This window comes from Streptomyces sp. CS113 (assembly GCF_002188365.1).
GTDB classification, from domain to species: domain Bacteria; phylum Actinomycetota; class Actinomycetes; order Streptomycetales; family Streptomycetaceae; genus Streptomyces; species Streptomyces tendae.
This window is the reverse complement of sequence record NZ_KZ195574.1, coordinates 8,620,477-8,640,312: the sequence shown is the minus strand read 5'-3', so window position 1 is coordinate 8,640,312 and position 19,836 is coordinate 8,620,477. Positions and strand designations below refer to the sequence as shown.

Here is a 19,836-nt window from a genome sequence, read left to right as displayed (position 1 = left end):
GGTCGGTCGGTCGGTCGGCGGTACCGTTCAAAGGACGCGCAGCCCGAGTCCGTGGGCGCGGTACACGCAGGTGTCGTCGCCCCACAGCGTGGCCTCGGCGACGGCCCAGCGACCCGTGGCGTCCTCGCCGACCGCCACGATCTCCATCTCCACGGTGATCAACCGGGTTTGCGGAGTGATCTGCCCCCGGTACGTCCAGGTCACCTCCTGGCCGAGCATCACCGGCTCGAACCGGGGCGACGGCATGCCGTCGGTCAGCCCTCGTTCGATCATGTAGTACCGCAGGAGTTGGCACATCGCTTCGATGCCGAGGGATCCCGGCTGCACGGGGTCCTGGAAGAAGTGCGCCTTGAAGAACCACTCCCCCGCGTCCACGTCCTTCTCGGACCGCAGTCGGCCCAGACCCGCGCTGCCCGCGTCCGGCCAGTAACCGGTGATCCTGTCGAGCATCAGCAGCATCGGGCCCGGCAGGCGCGCCGGGCCGTCGAAGCAGGCTCGCGGACGCGTCGTGAGGTCGACCGTGTGGTCGCACGGAGCGGTGAGCGCGGCTCGGTCGGCCGCGGTGACGGGGAGACCCGGCTGCTGTGCGAAGGCCGCGCTCGGAAAGAACCCGAACACCGTCGACAGCTCGAAGACCTCCCGGCCGTCGGCGGAGCAACGGACCGTGAACGACTCGATGATCATGTCGCCGCCGCGCGAGACACTGGTCAGCTCGGCGTGGGTACGCACGACCCTCGTCGCGTCGGTGACCACGCCGGTGAGGGTTCCGCGGCCGTCGAGGTTGCGGAACAGCAGGTCGACATCACTGGTCAGGGCGCTGCCGACGTAGGTGGCGAGCCAACCGCACGGCTGGAGGGCGATCTCCATGAGGACGGCGAACGGCATCGTCCCGCCGTCGTTCTGCTCGAAGTACCAGGCGTGGTCGGGGACGTCGTATTCGGCGACGACCCGGCTCCCCTCCCGCATCCCGTTCGGCGGCCCCTCCACCTCCACGATCCGGCTCATGAAGTGGTACGGAGGGCCCGGAAGACGTGCGCACCTGCGGGTGCCGTCGAAGCGCGCGTAGGCCGGGCCGAAGGCCTCACTGGGCCTGCCCCACGCGCAGGCGAGCAGCGAGGCGTAGTCGAAGGCGAAGCCGTCCACCACCGCGACCGCCGAGGGCTCTCGGTGGGTCAGCAGGCCGCCGAGCGAAGCGATCGGTACCGGAGTTCCGCCGGTCTGCTGGGCGGGCGGGCCGAGTTGGCGCCAGTGGGTCAGCGGCCAGTCCGGTACCAGCCGGAGTCCGACGTGCCGGCCGTGGAAGGCCCTGCATCCGTCGACGGTGCCCAGCACGTCCGCGTACAGGGTCGGCACCGGTCCGGCCGACACCCCGCGCACGAACACCTCGTACACGATCCGTCGGCTGTCCGGAGTGGCCTGACCGCGGCACTCGGCCGTGCTGGGGGCGCCGTCGACGGGTTCGAAGCGCCAGCCGTCCCTGTCCACGGTGAAGCCCAGGGCGGCCAGGTAGAAGGCCATCGCCTGCATCCCGCCCTGGAGCATCAGGGTTCCCGGCATACAGGGGTCGTTCTTGAAGTGCCCGGCGAAGAACCAGTCGTCCGGCGCGACGGGCGTCTCGGCACGCAGGTAGCCGCGGCCCCAGGGCCCGCCCGCCGGGTCGAACGCGGTGATCTCGCCCAGCAGCCGCAGTCGGCCGCTGTCGATGCGCGGCGTCCGTACGTGGGTCGCGGCCCGCTCCCACCCGGGCCCGAAGCAGTCCGCGGGCCGCCCCTCGGAGAAGGCCAGCACCCGGTCCGCGTCGAAGGAGCCGTACGTGCACCGGACGGCGGGAGGGTCGGTGGGGAGGCCGGGGCCGGGCGGGTCGGCGGCGGGGTCGCCCTGCACCCCGGCGCTCCGGGCGAGTTCGTCCCGGGTGAAGAACCCCGCCTGGGCCTTGCGGACGCTGAGCCGGAGTTCTCCGTCGACATGGCAGTCGTAGTGGAAGAAGAAGAGCCGGACACCGTCGTGCTCGGCGTGGCCGTCGATGTGGATCTCGTAGCGCAGGGTCTCCCCCGCGCGCGGAGGGCTTCCGTGGTAGGTCAGTTCGCAGCCCAGCAGCCGGTAGGCCCGCTCGCCCCGGTTCAGCAGGTCGATGCCGAGCCAGCTGATGAGGAGGAGGTCCGCCTGGCCGGCCTCGACCATCAGGCCGCAGGGCATCCGTCCGGTGGCGTCGAGGTACCAGCTGTCGAGGGTGACGTCGGTCTCCGTCCAGATCGTGCCCTGCTGGTTCGCCGACCCGGGTGCGAGGAGTGCCGCCGGTTCGGCGTCGATGCCGGTGACGCGGTCGGCCAGCAGCATCGGCGGCTCCGGCATCCGGGTCTGCACCGGGTAGGCGTCCTGCGGGGCGAACCGGGGTCCGAAGAGGTCGGAGATCCGCCCGGAGGCGAGGTGTTCCAACTGGGCCCTGTCGAACGTGGGCCGGGGCACGGGCAGTGACCGGCTCGGGCCGGTGGCGGGCGGTGCGGCCGGCGGCGTCACGGGCGGGGTGCGCGGTGCGTCCGACCGCTGCCGGGAGTCCGTGGCCGCGACCGGCGCGGCGCGCCCCAGGGCGGCGACGGACTGCTCGGTGAGCCGCAGGAAGCGCTCGTGCAGCCGTGTCTGTTCGGCCATGGCGTCGCGGTGGAGTGCCGTCACCCGCAAGGCGTGCCGGGCGGCGAGGGCCCGGCGGTCCGCGGCAGCCGGGGCCTGCCCGGCGCTCGCGCGGGGTGCGACGACGCCCGGTGCCTCAGACGCCGGGGCGGCCCGGCCGGGCACGGGAGCGGGGGCGGGAGCAGGTACGGGAGCCAATCGTGGTGCTTCGGGCAAGGTCACCACGGAGTGGCCGAGCGACGACGGCAGCCGCGGTTCGCGCAGGACCGGTACCTCCAGCGTCGGACCGGTTCGCCCGGCCCCGGCCTCCGGGGCCCGCCGCAGTTCGGCGAAGAGCGCGTCGGCCCGCACCGGCACGCCCGCGACCACGAGTTCGGCCACGGCCAGGCACAACTGCCGCAGGCCCCTGCCGTCCGGAGCGTCCAGGGCCACGGCCACGTGCTCCCGGTCCCCGAGCACCCGTTTGATCCACCCGGTGCACAGGCCGCGCGGTCCTTGCTCCACGAAGATCCGGACCCCGTCGGCCCAGGCCCTCTCCACCGTGCCGGCGAAGTCGATCGTGCCGAGGCCCTGGGCGGTGATCGCCTCGGCGGCCCGCTCGGCCGTCGGGAGGTACGCCCTCCGGTCGGCCGCACTGTAGAACCGCACCCCGGGGACCTCGCTGGTGGGGCGCAGGTGGAGGCGGCGCCACGCGTCGCGGACCTCGGCCAACTCCGGTGCGTGGGCGGCGAGGTCGTAGTCGATCGCGAGGGCGTTGCCCGCTCCGAGCCGGTTCACGGCGGCCGCGCAGGCCCGTGCCTCTCCGCCGACGACGCACAGCCCGGGTGCGTTGACCGCCATCAGGTGAACGGCCGGTTCCCGCGCGATCTCCTCGCCGACGCGTTCGAGGGGTGCGGTCACCAGGTAGCTGGACCACCGGGTCCCGGTCACACCGGCGCGTTCCCACGCCCGCCGCACCGCACGGAGTTCCCCGGTCAGCTCCCGGGTGAACAGGCCGCTCTCGCGGGCGGCCGCGTACAGGCCCTCGGCGTCCGGCCAGGCTCCCAGGGCCACCAGGGCGGCGGTCTCGCCGGAGGAGTATCCGACGGCGGCGTCGGGGCGCAGGCCGAGCAGTTCCCGGCACAGTTCGGTGTGGACCGTGGCGAGCCGGGCGGCGCTCCGGATCTGTTCGAGTGTCGTCGGCGCGTCGCCCGGATCCACGGGTCCGGCGGCGCTGCCGTGCCTGGCCCGGACGGTCTCGCCGAGTGACGGCAGGGCGAGCATCAGCTCGCGTCCCATGCCCGGGTACGCGGCCGATCCGTTGGTGTACACGAACCCCGTCTCGCCGGCCACCGGGGCGTCCCGGTACCGCACACCGCCGGGTTTGACGCCACCGCCGGTGAGCCAGCGGCGCGCGCTCTCCACGGCCACGGGGAGTCCGGCGTCGTCGTCCACGACGAGTGCCAGGCGAGCGGGGCCCCGCGAGGACTCCGCTCCCGCCTCCAGCGCGGCCAGCACCTCCTGCCGGTCGCCACCGGAGAAGACGTGCAGCCGCGGCACGGCGCCCCCGGCCCGGGGCAGCACGTCTGCGGCGCGCAGCCGGACCCGGACGGAGGGGGCCTCCAGCGGCGTGACGACCGCCTCGGCGGTACGCAGGCCGGGGCGCGGCCGGGCTGGCTCGCCCGGGCGGGGCTCCGCACGGTGCGGGAGTGCGGTCGCCGCGACGGCGACGGACAGCAGCCCCTGCGCGGCGTGGACCTGTCCGAAGACCGAGGCCGGGTCGATCGTGGCCGCCGGGTCGTCCCCGACCAGCAGGTCGGCCTCGCCGTCGCTCTCCTCGTCGAGGAGGGCGAGCACCGTGTCGCCGTCCCGGCGGGCGGCGGTGAGCGGCTTCAGCACCAGGACGACGGCCGCGTCCCCGGTTCCGGTGTCCCGGCCGAGTTCGCCCAGGGCCGCCCGGTGCACCGCTCCGCCGGACAGGTCGGTGGCTCCGACCAGCGCGGCGTCGGCCTCGTCCGCCCTGATGGCCCGGGCGGCGAGGGCGAGTGCCACCAGGCCGGACGCCTCTTCCGCCGACACCGCGAAGCCGGGCCCCGCCAGGTCGAGTTGGGTGTTGATCCGGTTGGCCACGAGGTTGGGGAGGGTGCCGACCACTCGCTCGGCCCCCAGGGAGGAGACGAAGGCGTCCTGGGCACGACCGAGGAGAGCGGAGTCGGGGTCGCACCCGGCCTGCTCCGCCCAGTGCGGCAGTCTCCAGCGTGCGCCACCGCGCGCCACCTCGGCGTCCACTCCCGCCCCGATGAGCACCATGGTCCGCTCGCGGGGCAGCAGGACCCCTCGCACGGCCTCACGAGCGGCTTCCAGTACCAGCAGTTGCTGGGGCGAGGTGCTCCGCAGGGCCGACGGGGGAAAGCACAGGTCCGGAAGCGATACGTCGATCTTCGTGGTGGGACCGCACCGCTCGCCGTCCAGGACCGCGCGCCGGAAGTCCTCGCTCCCGGACCCGTCGCCGGCCCGTGCGCCGACGGCCACGATCGCGATCGCGGAGGTCTCCGTCGGGACGGCGGATTCCCCGGCGGCCTCCCGGACCGGACGGAACGGTCCGGGTGTGCCTGCCTTGTGCGCCCCCGAGTCGCCGTCCCAGGCGTCGACGATCAGATGGGCGTTGGTGCCGCCGAACCCGAACGCGCTGACTGCGGCCCTGCGCAACCCCTGCCACGGCTCGGGTTCGCCCAGCACCCGCAGCGGTGTGCCCTCGAGGTCGGCGAGGGGCCGGTCGGCCCCGAGGGTCGCCGGACGGATGCCCGCACGCATCGCCCCGAGCACCTTGAGCAGGCCGCTCACGCCCGCCGAGGCCAGCAGGTGACCGACGTTGGACTTCACGGAGCCGATGGGGACGTCGCGGGCCGCCGCGAAGGTCCGTGCCATGCTCCGGGCCTCCACGGCGTCCCCGACCGGGGTGCCCGTGGCGTGGCACTCCACGAGCGAGACCGTTTCCGGTGTGACGCCCGCCGCGGAGTACGCCAGCCCCATGGCCCGCTCCTGCCCCTCCTGAGCCGGGCTGAGCAGGCCGCGGCCGCGGCCGTCGTTGGACAGCCCGATGCCCCGGATCACCCCGAGGACGGGCGCCCCGGCCGCCAGCGCGTCCGCGAGCCGCATCAGGGCCACGAACCCGGCGCCCTCGCCGTGCAGCAGACCGTCCGCGTCCCGGTGCAGGGGGCGGCTGCGACCGGACCTGCTCACGGCCGACAGACCGCAGAACCCCACGTGCAGGAACAGGTTGTCGACGCGGTTCACCGCGCCGGCGAGCATCAGGTCGGCCGTGCCGTCGTGCAGGCGGTCGCACGCGAGTTTGATCGCGTACAGCGAGGAGGCGCAGGCGGCGTCGAGCGCGAAGGCGCCCGCTCCCAGTCCGAGGGCCCGGGCCGCGAAGTGGGCGGGCAGCCCGGCGGAGAAGCGGTTGCGCGCGTCGGGGCGCGCGCGGCGCGCGCCGGTCAGCAGGGCGTCCCGTACGTGCGGTTCCTGGGCGGACAGCCAGACGTGCTCGGCGTAGGCCGACCCGGTGCTCGTCGGGTAGCAGAGGTTGCCCAGTACCAGACCGGCGCGCTCGCTGGGCCCCTCGTAGCCGGACTCCCCCAGTGCCTGCCGGGCGCCGTACAGCACCCAGTGGAAGAGCGGGTCCAGTGCCAGGATCCGTTCCGGGTCGACGAGGAAACCGCTCGGGTCGAAGACCCCTTCGAACCCGCGGACGTAGCCTCCGATGTCGGTCCAGGTGCGGTCGCGGTGGTCGTCGACCGTGCCCATGGCCCAGCGGTGGGGCAGCCGCCACCGCTCCTCCGGGACCGCCGACAGGCTGCACCGGCGTGCCGCGACGTTGGCCCAGAAGGTGTCCGGGTCCAGCGCGTCGGGCAGCACACAGCCGCGTCCGACGACGGCGATCGGTTCGAATCCCATATTGCTCCACTCCACGAGGCGTACGCATACGGAGGAACGGGGGCGCGCGGCGCGCCCGTTCAGTCGGGACGGCGTACCAGCTCCACCCCGAGCAGCTCCACGCGAAGGGCGCCGTCCGGGTCGAAGAGGGCCGCGTCGCACCGTGCCCCGGTGTCGTGCACCTTCCGGGCGCGCACCACGCACCTCAGGCTGTCCGCGGCGGGGCCGCGCCGGTGGACGCGGTACTCGGCGACGGCCATCGGCAGGCACGCGCTGCCCAGGGCGTGGTCCGCCCACACCAGGGCCAGTTGCAGCGCACCGTCCACCGCCGCCGGATCGGTCTGCCAATGGGCACCGGCCCAGCCCAGTCCGGCGACGCCCACGACGGTCGCTTCCGCCCCGTCGGCACCGACGCCGCGCAGGGTGCGCAGTGCCCGGAACCGTGGCCCGTGGAAGAGGACCCGTCCGTCGTAGGGGGCGGGGCGCTCCGTGCCGTCCCCTTCCCCGGGGCCGGCCCACGGCTCCTGTTCCGAGGGGGGCGCCTCGAAGTCCAGTACGGCGCGGAAGTGCGGCGCCGCGTCGGCGTCCCGCAGCTCCGCCTCCAGACCCGACGGGGGGCCGACGAGGCGGCGGTGTCCGTGCACGGTGAACCGGTGCCCCCCGTGCGCCAGCTTCGGCAGGGTGACCTTGTCGAGCACCCGCACGTCGCGCAGGACCGGCCCTGCGGATGTGGGGCGCCACGCCCGGGCCGCGCCCGTGAACCAGTCGAGGACCATGGCCAGGGGCAGGACCGGTTCGTGGGCGACGCGATGGTCGGCCAGGCAGGGGTGCGTGGCGGACGTGACGCGGACGTGGGCCGTGGGCGGGTCGCCGGCGCCGTCCGACGGCACGTCCCCGGCCCCGGCACCGGCACCGGCACCGGCCACCAGGATGATCCGGCCGTCAGTGGCCGGGGCGCCGAGTTCGGCGGTGAAGGCGGCGGCACCCCGCTCCGGGGGGATCAGGTCGACGCCCGACCGGGCGAAGTGGTCGGCCAGAGCCGGAGTCACCATCCCGCCGCGCCAGGGACCCCACGCGATCGACTGCACCCTGCGGTCCGGCCGCCGGGCGCGCTCGGCCGACGCCACGTGGTCGAGTACGGCGTTGGCCATGGCGTAGTCGCACTGTCCCGCGTTGCCGAAGGTCCCGGCCACCGAGGAGAACAGGCAGATCGTCCCGACCGGGTCGTCGGCCGTCGCCGTGAGCAGGGCCCGCAGGCCGTCGGCCTTGGTGGACATCACCCGGTCGTACTGCTCGTCCGTCTTGTCGCGGATCCGCTTGTCGGCCAGTACGCCGGCGCCGTGCACGATCCCGGTGACGGGGCCCCACGTCTCGCGCACCTCGCGCAGCGCGGCCGCGAGGGCCGCACCGTCCCTGACGTCCACCGGCAGGTACCGGACCGGGGAGCCGGACTCCTCGAGAGCGGTGAGTGTCGCCCGCACCTCGCGCGCGGCCAGGATCGCCCGCGCCCGCGCGGTGATCTCGGCGGGGCGGGTGCCTTCGGCCCGCCGCTCGCCGAGCAGCCGCACGAGTGCGGCTTCGTCGGTGGCCGCGGACGCCCCCGCGGGCTCGTCCACCAGTTCCGTACGGCCCAGCAGGGCGATGCGCGGCCGGTGGGTCCGGGCCAGGTCGGTCAGGGCGGCCGCGGTGACCCCGCGCGCTCCCCCGGTGGCCACGATCACCGACTGCGGGCCGATCTCCGTCGCGGCCGTGCCGGGTTCCACCGGTGCCTCGACGGCGCACGGCACGAGGCGGGTTCCGTCGGCGCGCAGGCCGGCCTCCGGTGCCGGTCCGCCCGCGAGCAGTTCCGCCACGATCGCCTCCGCGACGGCCTCGGCGTCCCGGCCGCCGCGCTCGCAGTCGATCGCCTTGACGCAGGCGTCCGGCCACTCCCTCGCCGCGGTCCTGGTCAGGGCGGCGAGACCGCCGAGCCACGCGCGGTCGGGTTGCCTGCCGTCCAGCCCGAAGTCGCCCCCGGTGTCCTGGACGGTGACGAATGCCCCACCGGCGGCCTCCATGCGCGGCGCGACCGAGCGTGCCGTGCGGAAGGCCTCGCGCAGGATCCGTGCCCCCTCCTCCGGCGATCCGAGGTCGGCCAGCCCGCCGAGGTACACGACAGCGCCCGCGTCGTCGGGCACAGCTGTCACGGCCTCGGCCCGTACGCCGCGGCCGGTGAGTTTCCCGGCCACCAGGCCGGCGGTCCCGGAAGGACCGCCGATCACGTACACCGGGCCGTTACCGAGTCCCGCCATCTCCAGTCCGGGGGCGGGCGCCTCCACCGTCCGCAGGGTCAGGCGCCTCAGTTGCGCCGGTTCGGGTTCCCGGCTCACGACGGGGGTTTCGGCCTGGGCGGGGGACGGCGCGCCGGCGGGAGCGGCCGCGTTCGTCAGGGCGTCCACGATCTCGCGCAGGGTGCTGAGTCTGCCGAGCGCGGCGACATCCCCGGTCGGCAGGTCACCCACCCGTTGCCGGACGACCGAAAGGATCTCCACACGCTTGATGGAGTCCACGCCGAGGTCCGCGTCCAGCGCCATGTCCGCGTTGAGCATCGATACCGGGTAACCGGTGCGCTCGGCCACCACCGAGAGCAGGAGTTCCTCGAAGCGGGCCGGGTCCGCGGCCGACGGCGGGTCGGCGCGGGCCGGGGCCGGTGCGGGCTCGGGCGTGCGGGCGGGTGCTACGACGGACGCCGCGGTGGGGGCGGGGAACGGGGGCAGCGGGTGGGGAGTCCGCGGCGTCGCGTCGGGCGCCGCGGCGGGCGCCCGGTCTGCGGGAGCGGAGGTCGGGACCCCGGTGTGCGGCACGGCCGCGAACTCGGTGGACGCGGGTGGGGCGGGCGGGGCGGGTACGTCCTCCCGCGGGGGCGCGCCCAGCATCGCGGCCAGGGTCGTCTCGGTCATCCGCAGGAACGCCATGTGGCTGTCGGCCAGCATGCGGTGGCAGGCAGCATGGGCCTCCGCCGCGTGCCGCTGCACGCTCTCGACCATGGCCAGCCAGTGAGGGTCCGCCGGGAGCGCCGGATCGATCGGCTCCGGCAGGGGTGGGGCGGCCGGTGCGGGGTCCGCGGCGAGTACGGGTTCCCGGGCCGGGGCGAATGGGCCGCTCGGCGCCGGCTGCGGGACGGGCGCGAGCGTCGCGGCCGGCCCGGGCGCCGGTGGGGTCCGGGGCGGATTCGGTGGGGGCAGTTCGGCCGCTCCGCCCTCCGGGGGATAGGGCTGCCCGTAGTTGGCACCGCTGATCTGCACGGTCATGCGCGGTTCGCGCTCCTTCACTGCTGTCCGTGACGGTCCGTACGGCGCCCACAGGAAGCCGTAGTCCAACTGCGCACCGCGCACCGCGAGTCGGCCGAGCGCGCTGTGCAGGGTGGTGACCGCGTCCTGTCCCCGGCGGTCCAGGGCGACGGCGGCGTGCTCGCGGTCCCCGAGGACGCGTCCGACCAGGCCGGTCAGCGCGGCCCCTGCGCCGACCTCGACGAACGTCCGCACACCCGCGGCGTGCATCGCCTCGACCTGCTCGGCGAACAGCACGGGTGAGGCCAGGTGGGCGGCGATCCTGCGGCGTACGTCGTCGGGGTCTCCCGGGTACGGTGCCGCGTCCGCGTTGCCGTACACGTCGATGACGGGTGCCGTGAGTGTCGTGTCGCGCAGGAACGCGGTCAGTGGCCCGGCCGCCGAGGCGACCAGCGGGGTGTGGAAGGCGTGCGAGGTCTCCAGCCGGCTCGCGGCGATGCCCCGGGCGAGGAACTCCCGTTCGGCCGCCTCGATCGCCCCGCTCTCGCCGGAGACCACGAGCTGGTCCGGAGCGTTGTGGTTCGCCGGCCACACGTTCTTCACCCCGGCTTCGGCGAGGACGGCCGCCACCCGCTCGCGGCTCGCGGCCACGGCCAGCATCGCCCCCGGGCTGTCGGCCGCGGCGCGCATCAGCTCGCCCCGTCTGCGGGCGAGCGCGACCAGGGAATCGGCGTCCAGCGCTCCCGCGGCGTGCAGGGCCACCAGTTCGCCGAAGCTGTGGCCGCCCACGCAGTCCGGCCGCAGCCCGAGGCCGCGCACCACCTCCAGGAGGGCCAGGCTGTGCACGGCGAGCGCCGGCTGGGCCCACTCGGTGGCGTTCAGCAGGGCGGCCTGCGCCTCCCGCTCCGCGTCGCCGAAGCCGGGGGGTGGGAACACCACGGCGTGCAGGGCGCGGTCCTCGAACCGGCGGCCCGCCAGGCGGTCCCAGACGGCCTGGGCGGCGGGGGCGTACATGGCGAGGGCCGCGCCCATACCGACGTACTGGGCCCCCTGCCCCGGGAAGAGGAACGCCACCTTGCCGACGGCGGGGTCTGCGACGCCGTAGTGCACCCCGCCGGGAAGGGAGAACGCGTCGTGCGGGCGCTGCCGGATCGCCGGAGCGGACTGCGCAAACCTGTCGTGCAGGTCGTCGATGTCGGTCGCCGGGACGGCCAGGCGCGCCTCGTCGGCGGGCCGGAACCCGGTCTGGCTCTCCCTCGCGATCTCGGCGAGCGGGCGGTCCCGGTCGAGGGTCCGCATCCGCTCCAGGAGGGCGGCCGGCGAGGACGCGCTGAGGAGCACCAGTTCCGTGGGCGCGCACCGGCTGCGCCACGCGTGACGGCCGGGCCCCGCCGACGGTACGTACTCCTCCAGGGTGACGTGGAAGTTGCTGCCTCCGAAGCCGAAGCTGGACACCGAGGCCCGGCGCGGACGACCGGGCGGGCGCACCCATGGGCGTGCCTCGGTGTTGACGTAGAACGGGCTGTCCCGCGTTCGCACCACGGAGGCGGGCCGCTCGACCTTGATGGTCGGCGGCAGGACCTGGTGGTGCAGGGCCATGACCGTCTTGAGCAGTCCGGCGGCGCCCGCGGCGCACTTGGTGTGACCGATCTGGGACTTCACCGAGCCGATCGCGCACCACTGCCGGTCTGCACGCCCGCTCTCCTGGAACACCGTGCGCAGCGCGGCGAGTTCGGCGGCGTCCCCGGCCTTCGTACCCGTTCCGTGCGCCTCGACGAGTTCCACGGTGCCGGGGTCGTAGCCCGCCTGCTCGTACGCGCGCCGCAGGGCCCGTGCCTGGCCCTCGGGCAGGGGTGCGTAGATCGCCGTCCCCTTGCCGTCGGACGAGCTGCCGATCCCCCGGATCACGGCGTGGATCCGGTCGCCGTCCCGTTCCGCGTCGGACAGCCGCTTGAGGGCGTACATCACGACGGCTTCGCCGAGCATCGTGCCGTCGGCCTCGTCGGAGAAGGGGCGGCAGTCCCCGGTGGGCGACAGCGCGGGTGTCTTGGAGAAACACAGGAACATGCCGATGTCGTTCAGGGTGTCGACACCCCCGCTGACGACCAGGTCGGCGCGGCCCAGGGAGAGTTCCGCGACCGCGGTCGACAGGGCGGCGAAGGAGCTGGCGCACGCGGCGTCGGTGGTGTGATTGGTGCCGTGCAGGTCGAGCCTGTTGGCGATGCGTCCCGCGACGACGTTGCCGAGGAGCCCGGGGAACGTCGACTCCTGCCAGGGCGTGTAGTGGTCCTGGATGGCGTCGCACACGGACTGGGCCTCGGCCTCGGGGACGCCCTGCTCCCGCAGGGCCTTCAGCCACACGGGGCGTTGGGTCCGCCCCTGCATGTGGCTCAGCAGCTCCAGCGAGGCCGCGCCGAGGATGACGCCGACCCGGTCGCGGTCCACGCCCGACAGCCCGCCGGCGTCGGCGAGGGCCTGGTCGGCCACCATGAGGGCGAGCAGCTGGCTGGTGTCGGTGGCGGGAAGGGTGGCGGGTGGGATGCCGTAGGCCAACGGGTCGAAGCCGACCTCGGGCAGGAAGGCCCCTCTGCGCGCGTAGGTCTTGTCCGGCGCGGTGGGGTCGGGGTCGTAGTGGTCCTCGACCAGCCAGCGCGACGGCGGCACGTCGGTGATCAGGTCCCGGCCGGAGACCACGGTCCGCCAGAACTCCGTGGGGTCGGTCGAGCCGGGGGCCAGGGCCCCGATGCCGACCACGGCGACGGGAACCTGTGGGGGGTGGGTTTCGGACACGGGCTCCCTTTCGTCGGGGGGTGTCTTCCGGGCGGGGAGCGCGGTCACGCGAGCCTGCGCGGCGGGTACGCGAAGGCCGAGGCGGGGACCGGGACGCCGTAGGTGCGCAGTTGGTGCGCCCGGGTGACCACGGCGGCGCCTTCGAGGAGGTTGAGCGCGATCTGCACCACGGTGCGGTTGTTGGGCTCGGCGAGGAAGCCGCCCGCGGTCCACCGGTTGAACGCTCCCATCGCCGGGCCGCACCAGATCTGGTAGTCCGTGCGCCGGCCGGTGTCGCCGTCGATGGCCCAGCGGCTGGAGTTGCCCAGATACCAGCGGAAGACCAGGGCCATCCGGTGCTTGGGGTCGCTCTCCGCCCGCGTGATCTGTGCGGGGTCGCGTGCCGCCCAGAAGCGTTTGGTCCGTTCCCACACCTCGTCGACGGAAGCCCCCAAAACGTCCCGCTCCAGCTTGGCCCGCACCGGGGCGGGGATGTCCGCCAAGGACGGGTGCGCCCGGTAGGCGGCGTAGAGCTGGGAGGCCCTGGGGGCGAACATGGTGCCCCGGCGCAGCACCTGGAGCGTGACGCCCATCTCGAACATGTCCGCCGCCGGCGCCATGGCCACGTCGGCGACGTCCGCCTCGGCGAGCAGCGCCTTGGCGTCGTCCGAGATGCCCGCCTCCGTGGCCGTCTGGTTCACCGACCCCGTCACCACGTAGGCCGCCCCGAGCGCGAACGCCGCCGCCACCGCGGCGGGCGTCCCGAGCCCTCCACCGGCACCGACTCCGACCTGGCGCCGGTAACCGAAACGGCGGGTGATGTCGTCGCGCAGCATCAGCACGCGGGGCAGCAGGGAGCCCAGCGGTCGGCCGTCGGTGTGACCGCCGCTGTCGGCCTCCACCGTGATGTCCTCGGCCACCGGTACGTGCCGGGCCAGTTCGGCCTCCTCGGCACTCAGCTCGCCGCGCTCCACGAGTCCGCGCAGGAGGTGGGACGGTGCGGGTGAGAGGAACTTCTCGGCCACCTCGGGCCGGGACACCTTGGCGAGGACCCGCGTGGGACGCACGATCCGTCCGTCGCCGTCCCGGCGCAGTCCGCGGACGGCGCACAGCACCGCGGCCGGGGTGAGTTCCAGGTAGGCCGACAGCGACACACACGGCACCCCGTGCTGGAGCAGGAGCCGCGCGGCCCGGTGCTCCAGTTCCGGTTCGGCCGGCGAGTGGATGAGGTTGACGCCCCAGTTGGTCCTGCCCCGGAGCCGGTCGGCCAGTTCGCGCACGGCCCGCTCGACCTCCGGCAGTGCGAGACCGGCCGCGCCGAAGAAGCCGAGCATGTCGGCCTGCGCCATCGCGGCGACCATGCGCGTCGTCGCGATGCCGTTCGCCATCTCTCCCGCCACATAGGGGAAGCGGACGCCGTGGGCTTCGCAGAAGGTGCGCCCGCCGAGCCACTCCGGATACAGCGGCGGCAGCGTCCCGACGACGTCGTCGGCCGGCCGGGGTCCGAAGGCCAGGCCGAGGTCCCGGCGGGTGCTGTCGGTGACGATGTGCACGTGCTCCCGGATCCGCCGGGTACCGGCGGTGATCGCTTCGGGTGAGAACACCGGCGGATGCGTGCCGGCGGTGCCGGGCCGGGCGGGAGCGGACAAGGGCGGGCTCCAAAGGGTGTTCATGCGGGTGGCGGTCGTCGGGGCACTGAGGCCGGGCTCGGCCTCAGTGCCGAGCCTCCCCCGGCACCGTCTGTGGAGGTGCCGGGTGTGTCGGGCGGAGACCGGACAACAGGTAGTCGACGTCCACCCGGGTGACTGACCGGGGAACTCCGAGCGCGGTGCGCACCCGGGTGTCGTCGTAGCGGCGGAGGTGGCTCAGGTAGGGCGTGATGCCCGGGTAGAAGTCCATGGAGGCCTCGAGGGCGGACACGTCGTCGGGGCGCTTCTCGACCAGCCGGGTCCGCAGCGGCGCGAGCCGCTCCATGAGTTCGGTGACGGCGGCCACCGGCACATCGTGTTCGTGGACGACGTGGTAGGTGTCGACGCGTCCGGACGGTTCCCGGTCCGCCAGGCGCACCATCGCCCTCGCCGCGTCCTCGACGGGCATCATGTTGAGGTGGCCGTAGCGTCGGCCGGGCAGCCGGGCGACGGGCAGGTCGGCCCGGGCGCCGCGTGCGTCGGCGAGGCCGGCGGCCCGCAGCGCGTCCCCCACCAACTGGTCCATGACCTGTAGCGGATGCCGGGGCAGTTCGGGGTGCGGTGGCAGGTTCGTGACCAGGATGCTCGGCCGCAGGACGACGACGGGTCTGCGGTGGGTCCGCGACCATGCGTGCACCAGGGTCTCGGCCTCGTACTTGGACCGCTCGTAGGCGTTCTCGAAGCCGTGGGTGTCGTCGAGTTCGTCCTCGTAGACGACTCCCTCACGTCGCGCTCCGGCCACGAAGGCGGTGCTGACGTGGTGGACCACCGGCCGGCGACTTCCGGCGGCGGCCAACTCCAGTACGGCTCTGGTGCCTTCGACGTTCACGCGGCGCAGCGAGGCGAGGTCGCCCTCCAGGTTGATGGAGCCGGCACTGTGGAAGATCGCGTCGAGGACGTCGGCCAGTTCCCCGTACCGCGCCGGGGGCAGTCCCATGCGCGGTCGGCTCAGGTCGGTGGGTACCACCCGTAGCCGGGTGGGCAATTCCGCGGTCAGCCGCTCGGGCGCGCCGGTCACCTCGAAGAACCGTCTGATGCGGCCGAGGGCCTCTCCGGAAGCGCTGTGGGTGAGCAGGGTCAGTGATCCGTGCCGTTCCAGCAGGCACCGCAGCAGTCGCAGGCCGAGGAAACCGGTGGCCCCGGTGAGGGCGATGTTCACGACGGTGACTCCCCCGCGCCACGCCATGGGGAGGCGAGTGGGTGTGATCGCTTCCGCGCCATCGACTCGCCCGCCTTCATCCCCGGCTCCCCCCTCGGACGCTCCGACGCCCATCGAGGACGGTGCCAGCTGACGGGTGCCCCGGGAGTCCATTCCGTTCATGCTCATCCTCGAAGGCGTCGCGCCGACGCGGAGGTTGACGAACAGCCGCGCGAACTCCTCGTCCGACCGCGTGAAGGGACCTTCAGACGCCGCAGCCGTGGAGGGAGGCCGCCCTACCTTGTGCTTCGACCCGCACACCGGCCGTTCGAGCGACCGTCCGCTGCGGCCCCGCTCCGTCCGTCGGTCGGTCCTGTCCTGTCGATGGCGACCACTTCGCGGCTCCACCGGACCGCCCCGACCGGAAGATGGTGACCATGTCCGCCGACGTGCGTACGCACCCGATCGACCGCGCGTACCTCAGGCTGGAGGAGGCCCATCCCGGGGCCCGCTGGGACACCGGGGGCGTCGCGTGTCTCAGTGGCCGGCCGCCGAGTCTGCACGAGTTCCGAGCTCACGTGGACATGCTCCTGCCGAGACTTCCCATGCTCACTCACCGGTTGGAACGTACCGTTCGACCTCCCGTGTGGCGTCCGGACGAGTCCTTCACGCTTGAACGCCATGTGCATGAAGTAGTGACGGCCGGCCCTGACGCACCGCAATCCCCTTTGGAGACCGCCCTCGACGCCCCGCTGCCCCGCGACGCACCACCCTGGGGGCTGTGGCTGGTACCCGGCGAGGAGCCCGACGAGTACGCCGTGTGCTACCGGTTCGAGCATGTGTGCCAGGACGGAATCGCCGCCGCCCTCGCCTTCCGTACCCTGCTGCTCGGTACCGGTGAGTCGGCCGTCCGGCCGCTGCCCGGCCCGCGAGGCCACGGGGAGAACGTGCGCAGGACGGTCAGGGCACTGGGTTTCGCGGCGAAGTACGCCTTCGACGTTCTTCCCCGGCCGGGGCGACGGCCTTCGACAGCCTTCGTACCCAGTGGACGGCGGAGACTGCTGCGGGCTCGGATGCCCGTCGAGAGGCTGCGCAGGGTCGGGACGGCACGGGGGGTGTCGGCGAACGACGTCCACCTCGCGGCCCTGGCGGGCGCCCTGGGCAGGTGGTCGGAAGCGGCCGGTGTTCCGCTGCCGCGCGTGTCGGCGCTGCTGCCCGTGGACGCACGCCGGCACGACGAGGAGCAGACGTGGGGAAACCGCACCTTCGCCGTCCCGGTACGGCTCCCGCTGGCCGAGACCTCACCGTCGCGACGGCTCGAACTCGTCGCGGCGGCGACCTCCGCGGTGAAGCGGAGGCCACGACGGCAGGCCATCCACGACCTGGTCCGCCACATGCCCGCCCGGCCCACGGCCTGGTATATGCGGCGGATCACCTCACCGAACGTCACCCGGGTGATGGCCACCACCGTGCCGCTCGCCGACGGCGCCTCGCTGGGCACCACCAACGTCACGGGCGCCGCCCTGCTCCCGCTGCTCCTACCTGGTCATCTCTGCGGTGTGGGACTGGCCTACTTCGGTGACTGGGCCGACGTCTCCTTCACGGTCGACCACGCGCTGCCGCACGGCGAGCGGTTGCCCGGCCTGTGGACGGACGCCGTGGAGGAACTGGAACAGTGCCTCACTTCGGCAGCATGAGCGCCCGTCGCGGGGGGGGGGGCCGGTCCGGTGACGACCGCCCTCGGTCGACGGCGATCTCCAGGTCTGCGGAACCCCCGGGTGGATCGCATGCGCTCCGCAGCCGCGGGTGGAGGCCAACGGCTCGCGAGCCGGGCCGGGCCCGACGAACGCGAGTCGTTTCGCGGCTTCAACCGCCGTCCCTCGTACGCCTGTACCACGCACCGGGCTTGCAGTTGCAGGCCAAGTCCGCCCGAGCCTGAGCTGGTTGGCAAGGCGACTGTGCGATGCGGGGGATCGAAGGTGCCCAGAGCAGCAACGAGGCGTCTGTCTCAAGGGCGGGGCACGCCGTGACGGCACCGATCGGCGCCAGGAGCCATCCCTCGACGGCCATCCGCCTCAAGGAGCTTGCGGGTCCCGACCTTTACCGTCGCAATGCCTTCCGGCGCACCGGTCTGCCGACGGTCGCAGCCCTCAGCGACATCAAGAACCGCCGTCGTACGTTCCCCGGAGGGCCACAGCAGCGGCCCGCCGATCGAGCTGGGGACGACCTCGGCGCGTCCATTGCTCTGACCGGGGAAGGTTCGCCGGTTCGGATGCCTTACAGGTTGTTCGCATAGAAGGTGGCGAGTCGTTCGACGGCGGCGTCGACGTATTCGGGTTCGTCGTACATCTCGTAGTGGCCGGCGTCGTCGATCACCATGAGGTCGACGGGGTTGGGGGCCAGCTTCCACAGCTGCATGCCGGTGTCGTAGGAGCCGGTGTTGCCAATGCGTCCGGCGAGGATGACCTGGAGTGGCTGGGTCATGAGCCGATCGGCCAGGTGGAACGCGTCGTAGCCCAGCAGGAGGGAGTCGCTGCGCAAGAGGCGCCGGTTCGTGGAGTGTTCGTTGCCGCCGCGCTCGGTGCGGTAGTAGGTGACGGCTTGCGTGGTGTCGATGTCGGTCAGCCCTGCTGTTGTGGCGTCCTCCAGGGTGTCGGGCAACCAGTTCACCCGGGTCGTCTCGCCGGAGCGGGCCTCTTCGGTCCGTGCGTCCGCGAGGGCGTCGAGTGCCGCGGCCGGACCGTCGGGCGAGAAGCTGCGGAACGCGGCGCCGATGTTGACGGGGACGACCGTGCCGACCGCCTTGATGCGGTGGTCCGTGCGGGCGGTGTGCACGGCGTAACCGCCACCGGCGCAGATGCCGAGGACGCCGATGCGCTGCGGGTCGATGCCGGGGGTCGTGGTGAGCGCGTCGATGGCGTAGGAGATGTCCTCACCTCGGCGGTAGGGGTCTTCGAGGTCGCGGGGCTTGCCCTCGCTCTGCCCCTGATGCGCGGGGTCGAGGACGAGCGCCGCGATGCCGCGGCCGGCGAGGCGGGAGGCGTAATTGGCGCCGATCTGCTCCTTCACGCTGCTGCCCGGAGTGGAGAGCACCACGGCGCGCAGCGGTGCGCTGCTGTCGGCGTCGTCGGGCAGGTGAAGGTCCGCGGCGAGGTTGATGGGACCGCGCGGGATCGTGAGGTGCTTGAGCATGCCTGGCTTCCTTCGTGAGACCGTTGTTCCATAGGAGTCCAGTACAAGACAATGTATTGTACGATTTAAAACTAATACGAAACTGTATCACATGGATGGAGCGGTCGCATGACAGTCGACGGGGCGCAGCTGTGGACGCTGAACCAGCGGCTGCTGGGCGTTGTGATGGATGCCTGCACGGAGGAGCTGAACGCGCTCGGGTTGGAGACGAAGGAGTTCTTCGTCCTGGCCGAGGTGGAGGCGTCGCCGTACCCGGCCGAGATCGCGACGGCACTGCTGCTCCCCAAAGCGAGCGTGACGGTCTACGTCCGTAACCTCGTCGCCAAGGGGTTCATCCGGCGCGAGATCGACGACGCGGACCTGCGGCGTCACCGGCTCGTACTGACCGCCGAGGGCACGGAGGCACGGGATCGTGCACTTGCAGCCCTCGCGGCGGAGTACGACCGCAGGCTGGCGAAGATCACCCCGCGGGACCGCACCGAACTGCATCGCATCCTTCAGGAGATGCTCTCGCCCGCATGAGCCCATGGCCACGGGCGGTTCGCCTGCCCGGTCAACTATTGCTCGCCAGATGCCGTCCAGGGTGGCCTTCCCGGCCTACTCGGCGATGGTCCAGCAGGTTCCTGCGCGGCAGGTTCGACGGTAGCCCGAGCGTCAACTCCCCGCGCGGCAACGGGGTTCGACCCGCTCGCACCCCTCGAACGTCTCCTACCAGTGGGCAGGGTCTACTACGCTGTAGCCTGCGACCACTGCATGATCCCGGTCTTCACACACCGATGTTCAACGGTGGCGGCACCGTCTCCACAGCACGTCAGGGTCGCGCTGCATCTGCCTGCCGTTCTGTGTCAGGAGGACATGTGCAACGTGGCGAAGTGTGGTGGGCCGAGTTCAACGAACGGCGGCTGGTCGTACTGCTGTCGGGAGACGACGAGTCCGGTATCCGAGTGATGCAGGTTGTCGCTCCGGCGGGCGTCGACATCAGCGGTCTGGGCGTCGAAGTGCGCGTTGGCGCCATGGACGGACTGCCCCGTGAAGGGGTGCTGCGGCTCGCGTTGCCGCGTCCAGGGTTCACCCCTTGCACATGGGTGACCACCGTGGCCCGAGACGACCTGATCGAGCGGGCGGGCGTCCTGTCCTCAGCGAAGCTCAGCGAGATCGAGGAAGCCCTCCGTCTCGGCGGACTCGCGTAGCCGAGAAGGGACGTCGGGACCGCCCTGCTACTGGGGTCACTGATTCGTTC

The 19,836-nt window shown here is 73.1% G+C and carries 8 protein-coding genes; 3 read left to right on the top strand and 5 right to left on the bottom strand.

All coding sequences use genetic code 11. From position 1 onward, the window contains the following. Positions 1–27: 27 nt before the first annotated feature. The 4 genes from B9W62_RS39015 to B9W62_RS39000 form a co-directional block, all read right to left on the bottom strand. Entirely contained in the window at positions 28–6,561 is a 6,534-nt protein-coding gene (locus B9W62_RS39015) for a type I polyketide synthase (RefSeq protein WP_087811613.1), read from the bottom strand. A 59-nt stretch (positions 6,562–6,620) separates the two neighbouring features. After that, on the bottom strand, positions 6,621–12,599 hold the full coding sequence (locus B9W62_RS39010; protein ID WP_087811612.1) for a type I polyketide synthase: 5,979 nt from the start codon (positions 12,597–12,599) through the stop codon (positions 6,621–6,623). A gap of 44 nt (positions 12,600–12,643) precedes the next feature. Further along, the gene (locus B9W62_RS39005; RefSeq protein ID WP_256976738.1) at positions 12,644–14,227 is read right to left on the bottom strand and encodes a PfaD family polyunsaturated fatty acid/polyketide biosynthesis protein; all 1,584 of its coding nucleotides are present in this window, start codon (positions 14,225–14,227) and stop codon (positions 12,644–12,646) included. 64 nt (positions 14,228–14,291) lie between these two features. Continuing rightward, positions 14,292–15,425, bottom strand: a complete 1,134-nt coding sequence (locus B9W62_RS39000) for an SDR family oxidoreductase (RefSeq protein ID WP_087812315.1) — start codon at positions 15,423–15,425, stop codon at positions 14,292–14,294. A 407-nt stretch (positions 15,426–15,832) separates the two neighbouring features. On the opposite strand from B9W62_RS39000, the gene B9W62_RS38995 reads away from it, so the two are divergent. Beyond that, positions 15,833–17,101: a wax ester/triacylglycerol synthase domain-containing protein gene (locus B9W62_RS38995; RefSeq protein ID WP_087811611.1), complete on the top strand. Its 1,269-nt coding sequence runs from the start codon at positions 15,833–15,835 to the stop codon at positions 17,099–17,101. 580 nt (positions 17,102–17,681) lie between these two features. Here the strand turns inward: B9W62_RS38995 and B9W62_RS38990 are convergent. After that, positions 17,682–18,638, bottom strand: coding sequence for an alpha/beta hydrolase (locus tag B9W62_RS38990; protein WP_256976822.1), 957 nt, complete (start codon positions 18,636–18,638; stop codon positions 17,682–17,684). Positions 18,639–18,704: 66 nt separating this feature from the next. On the opposite strand from B9W62_RS38990, the gene B9W62_RS38985 reads away from it, so the two are divergent. Together B9W62_RS38985 and B9W62_RS38980 are read left to right on the top strand one after the other, a co-directional pair. Next, the gene (locus B9W62_RS38985; RefSeq protein WP_087811609.1) at positions 18,705–19,118 is read left to right on the top strand and encodes a MarR family winged helix-turn-helix transcriptional regulator; all 414 of its coding nucleotides are present in this window, start codon (positions 18,705–18,707) and stop codon (positions 19,116–19,118) included. 335 nt (positions 19,119–19,453) lie between these two features. Continuing rightward, positions 19,454–19,786 (top strand): type II toxin-antitoxin system PemK/MazF family toxin, encoded by a 333-nt coding sequence (locus tag B9W62_RS38980; protein ID WP_087811608.1) that lies wholly within the window; start codon positions 19,454–19,456, stop codon positions 19,784–19,786. The last annotated feature ends 50 nt before the right edge of the window (positions 19,787–19,836 follow it).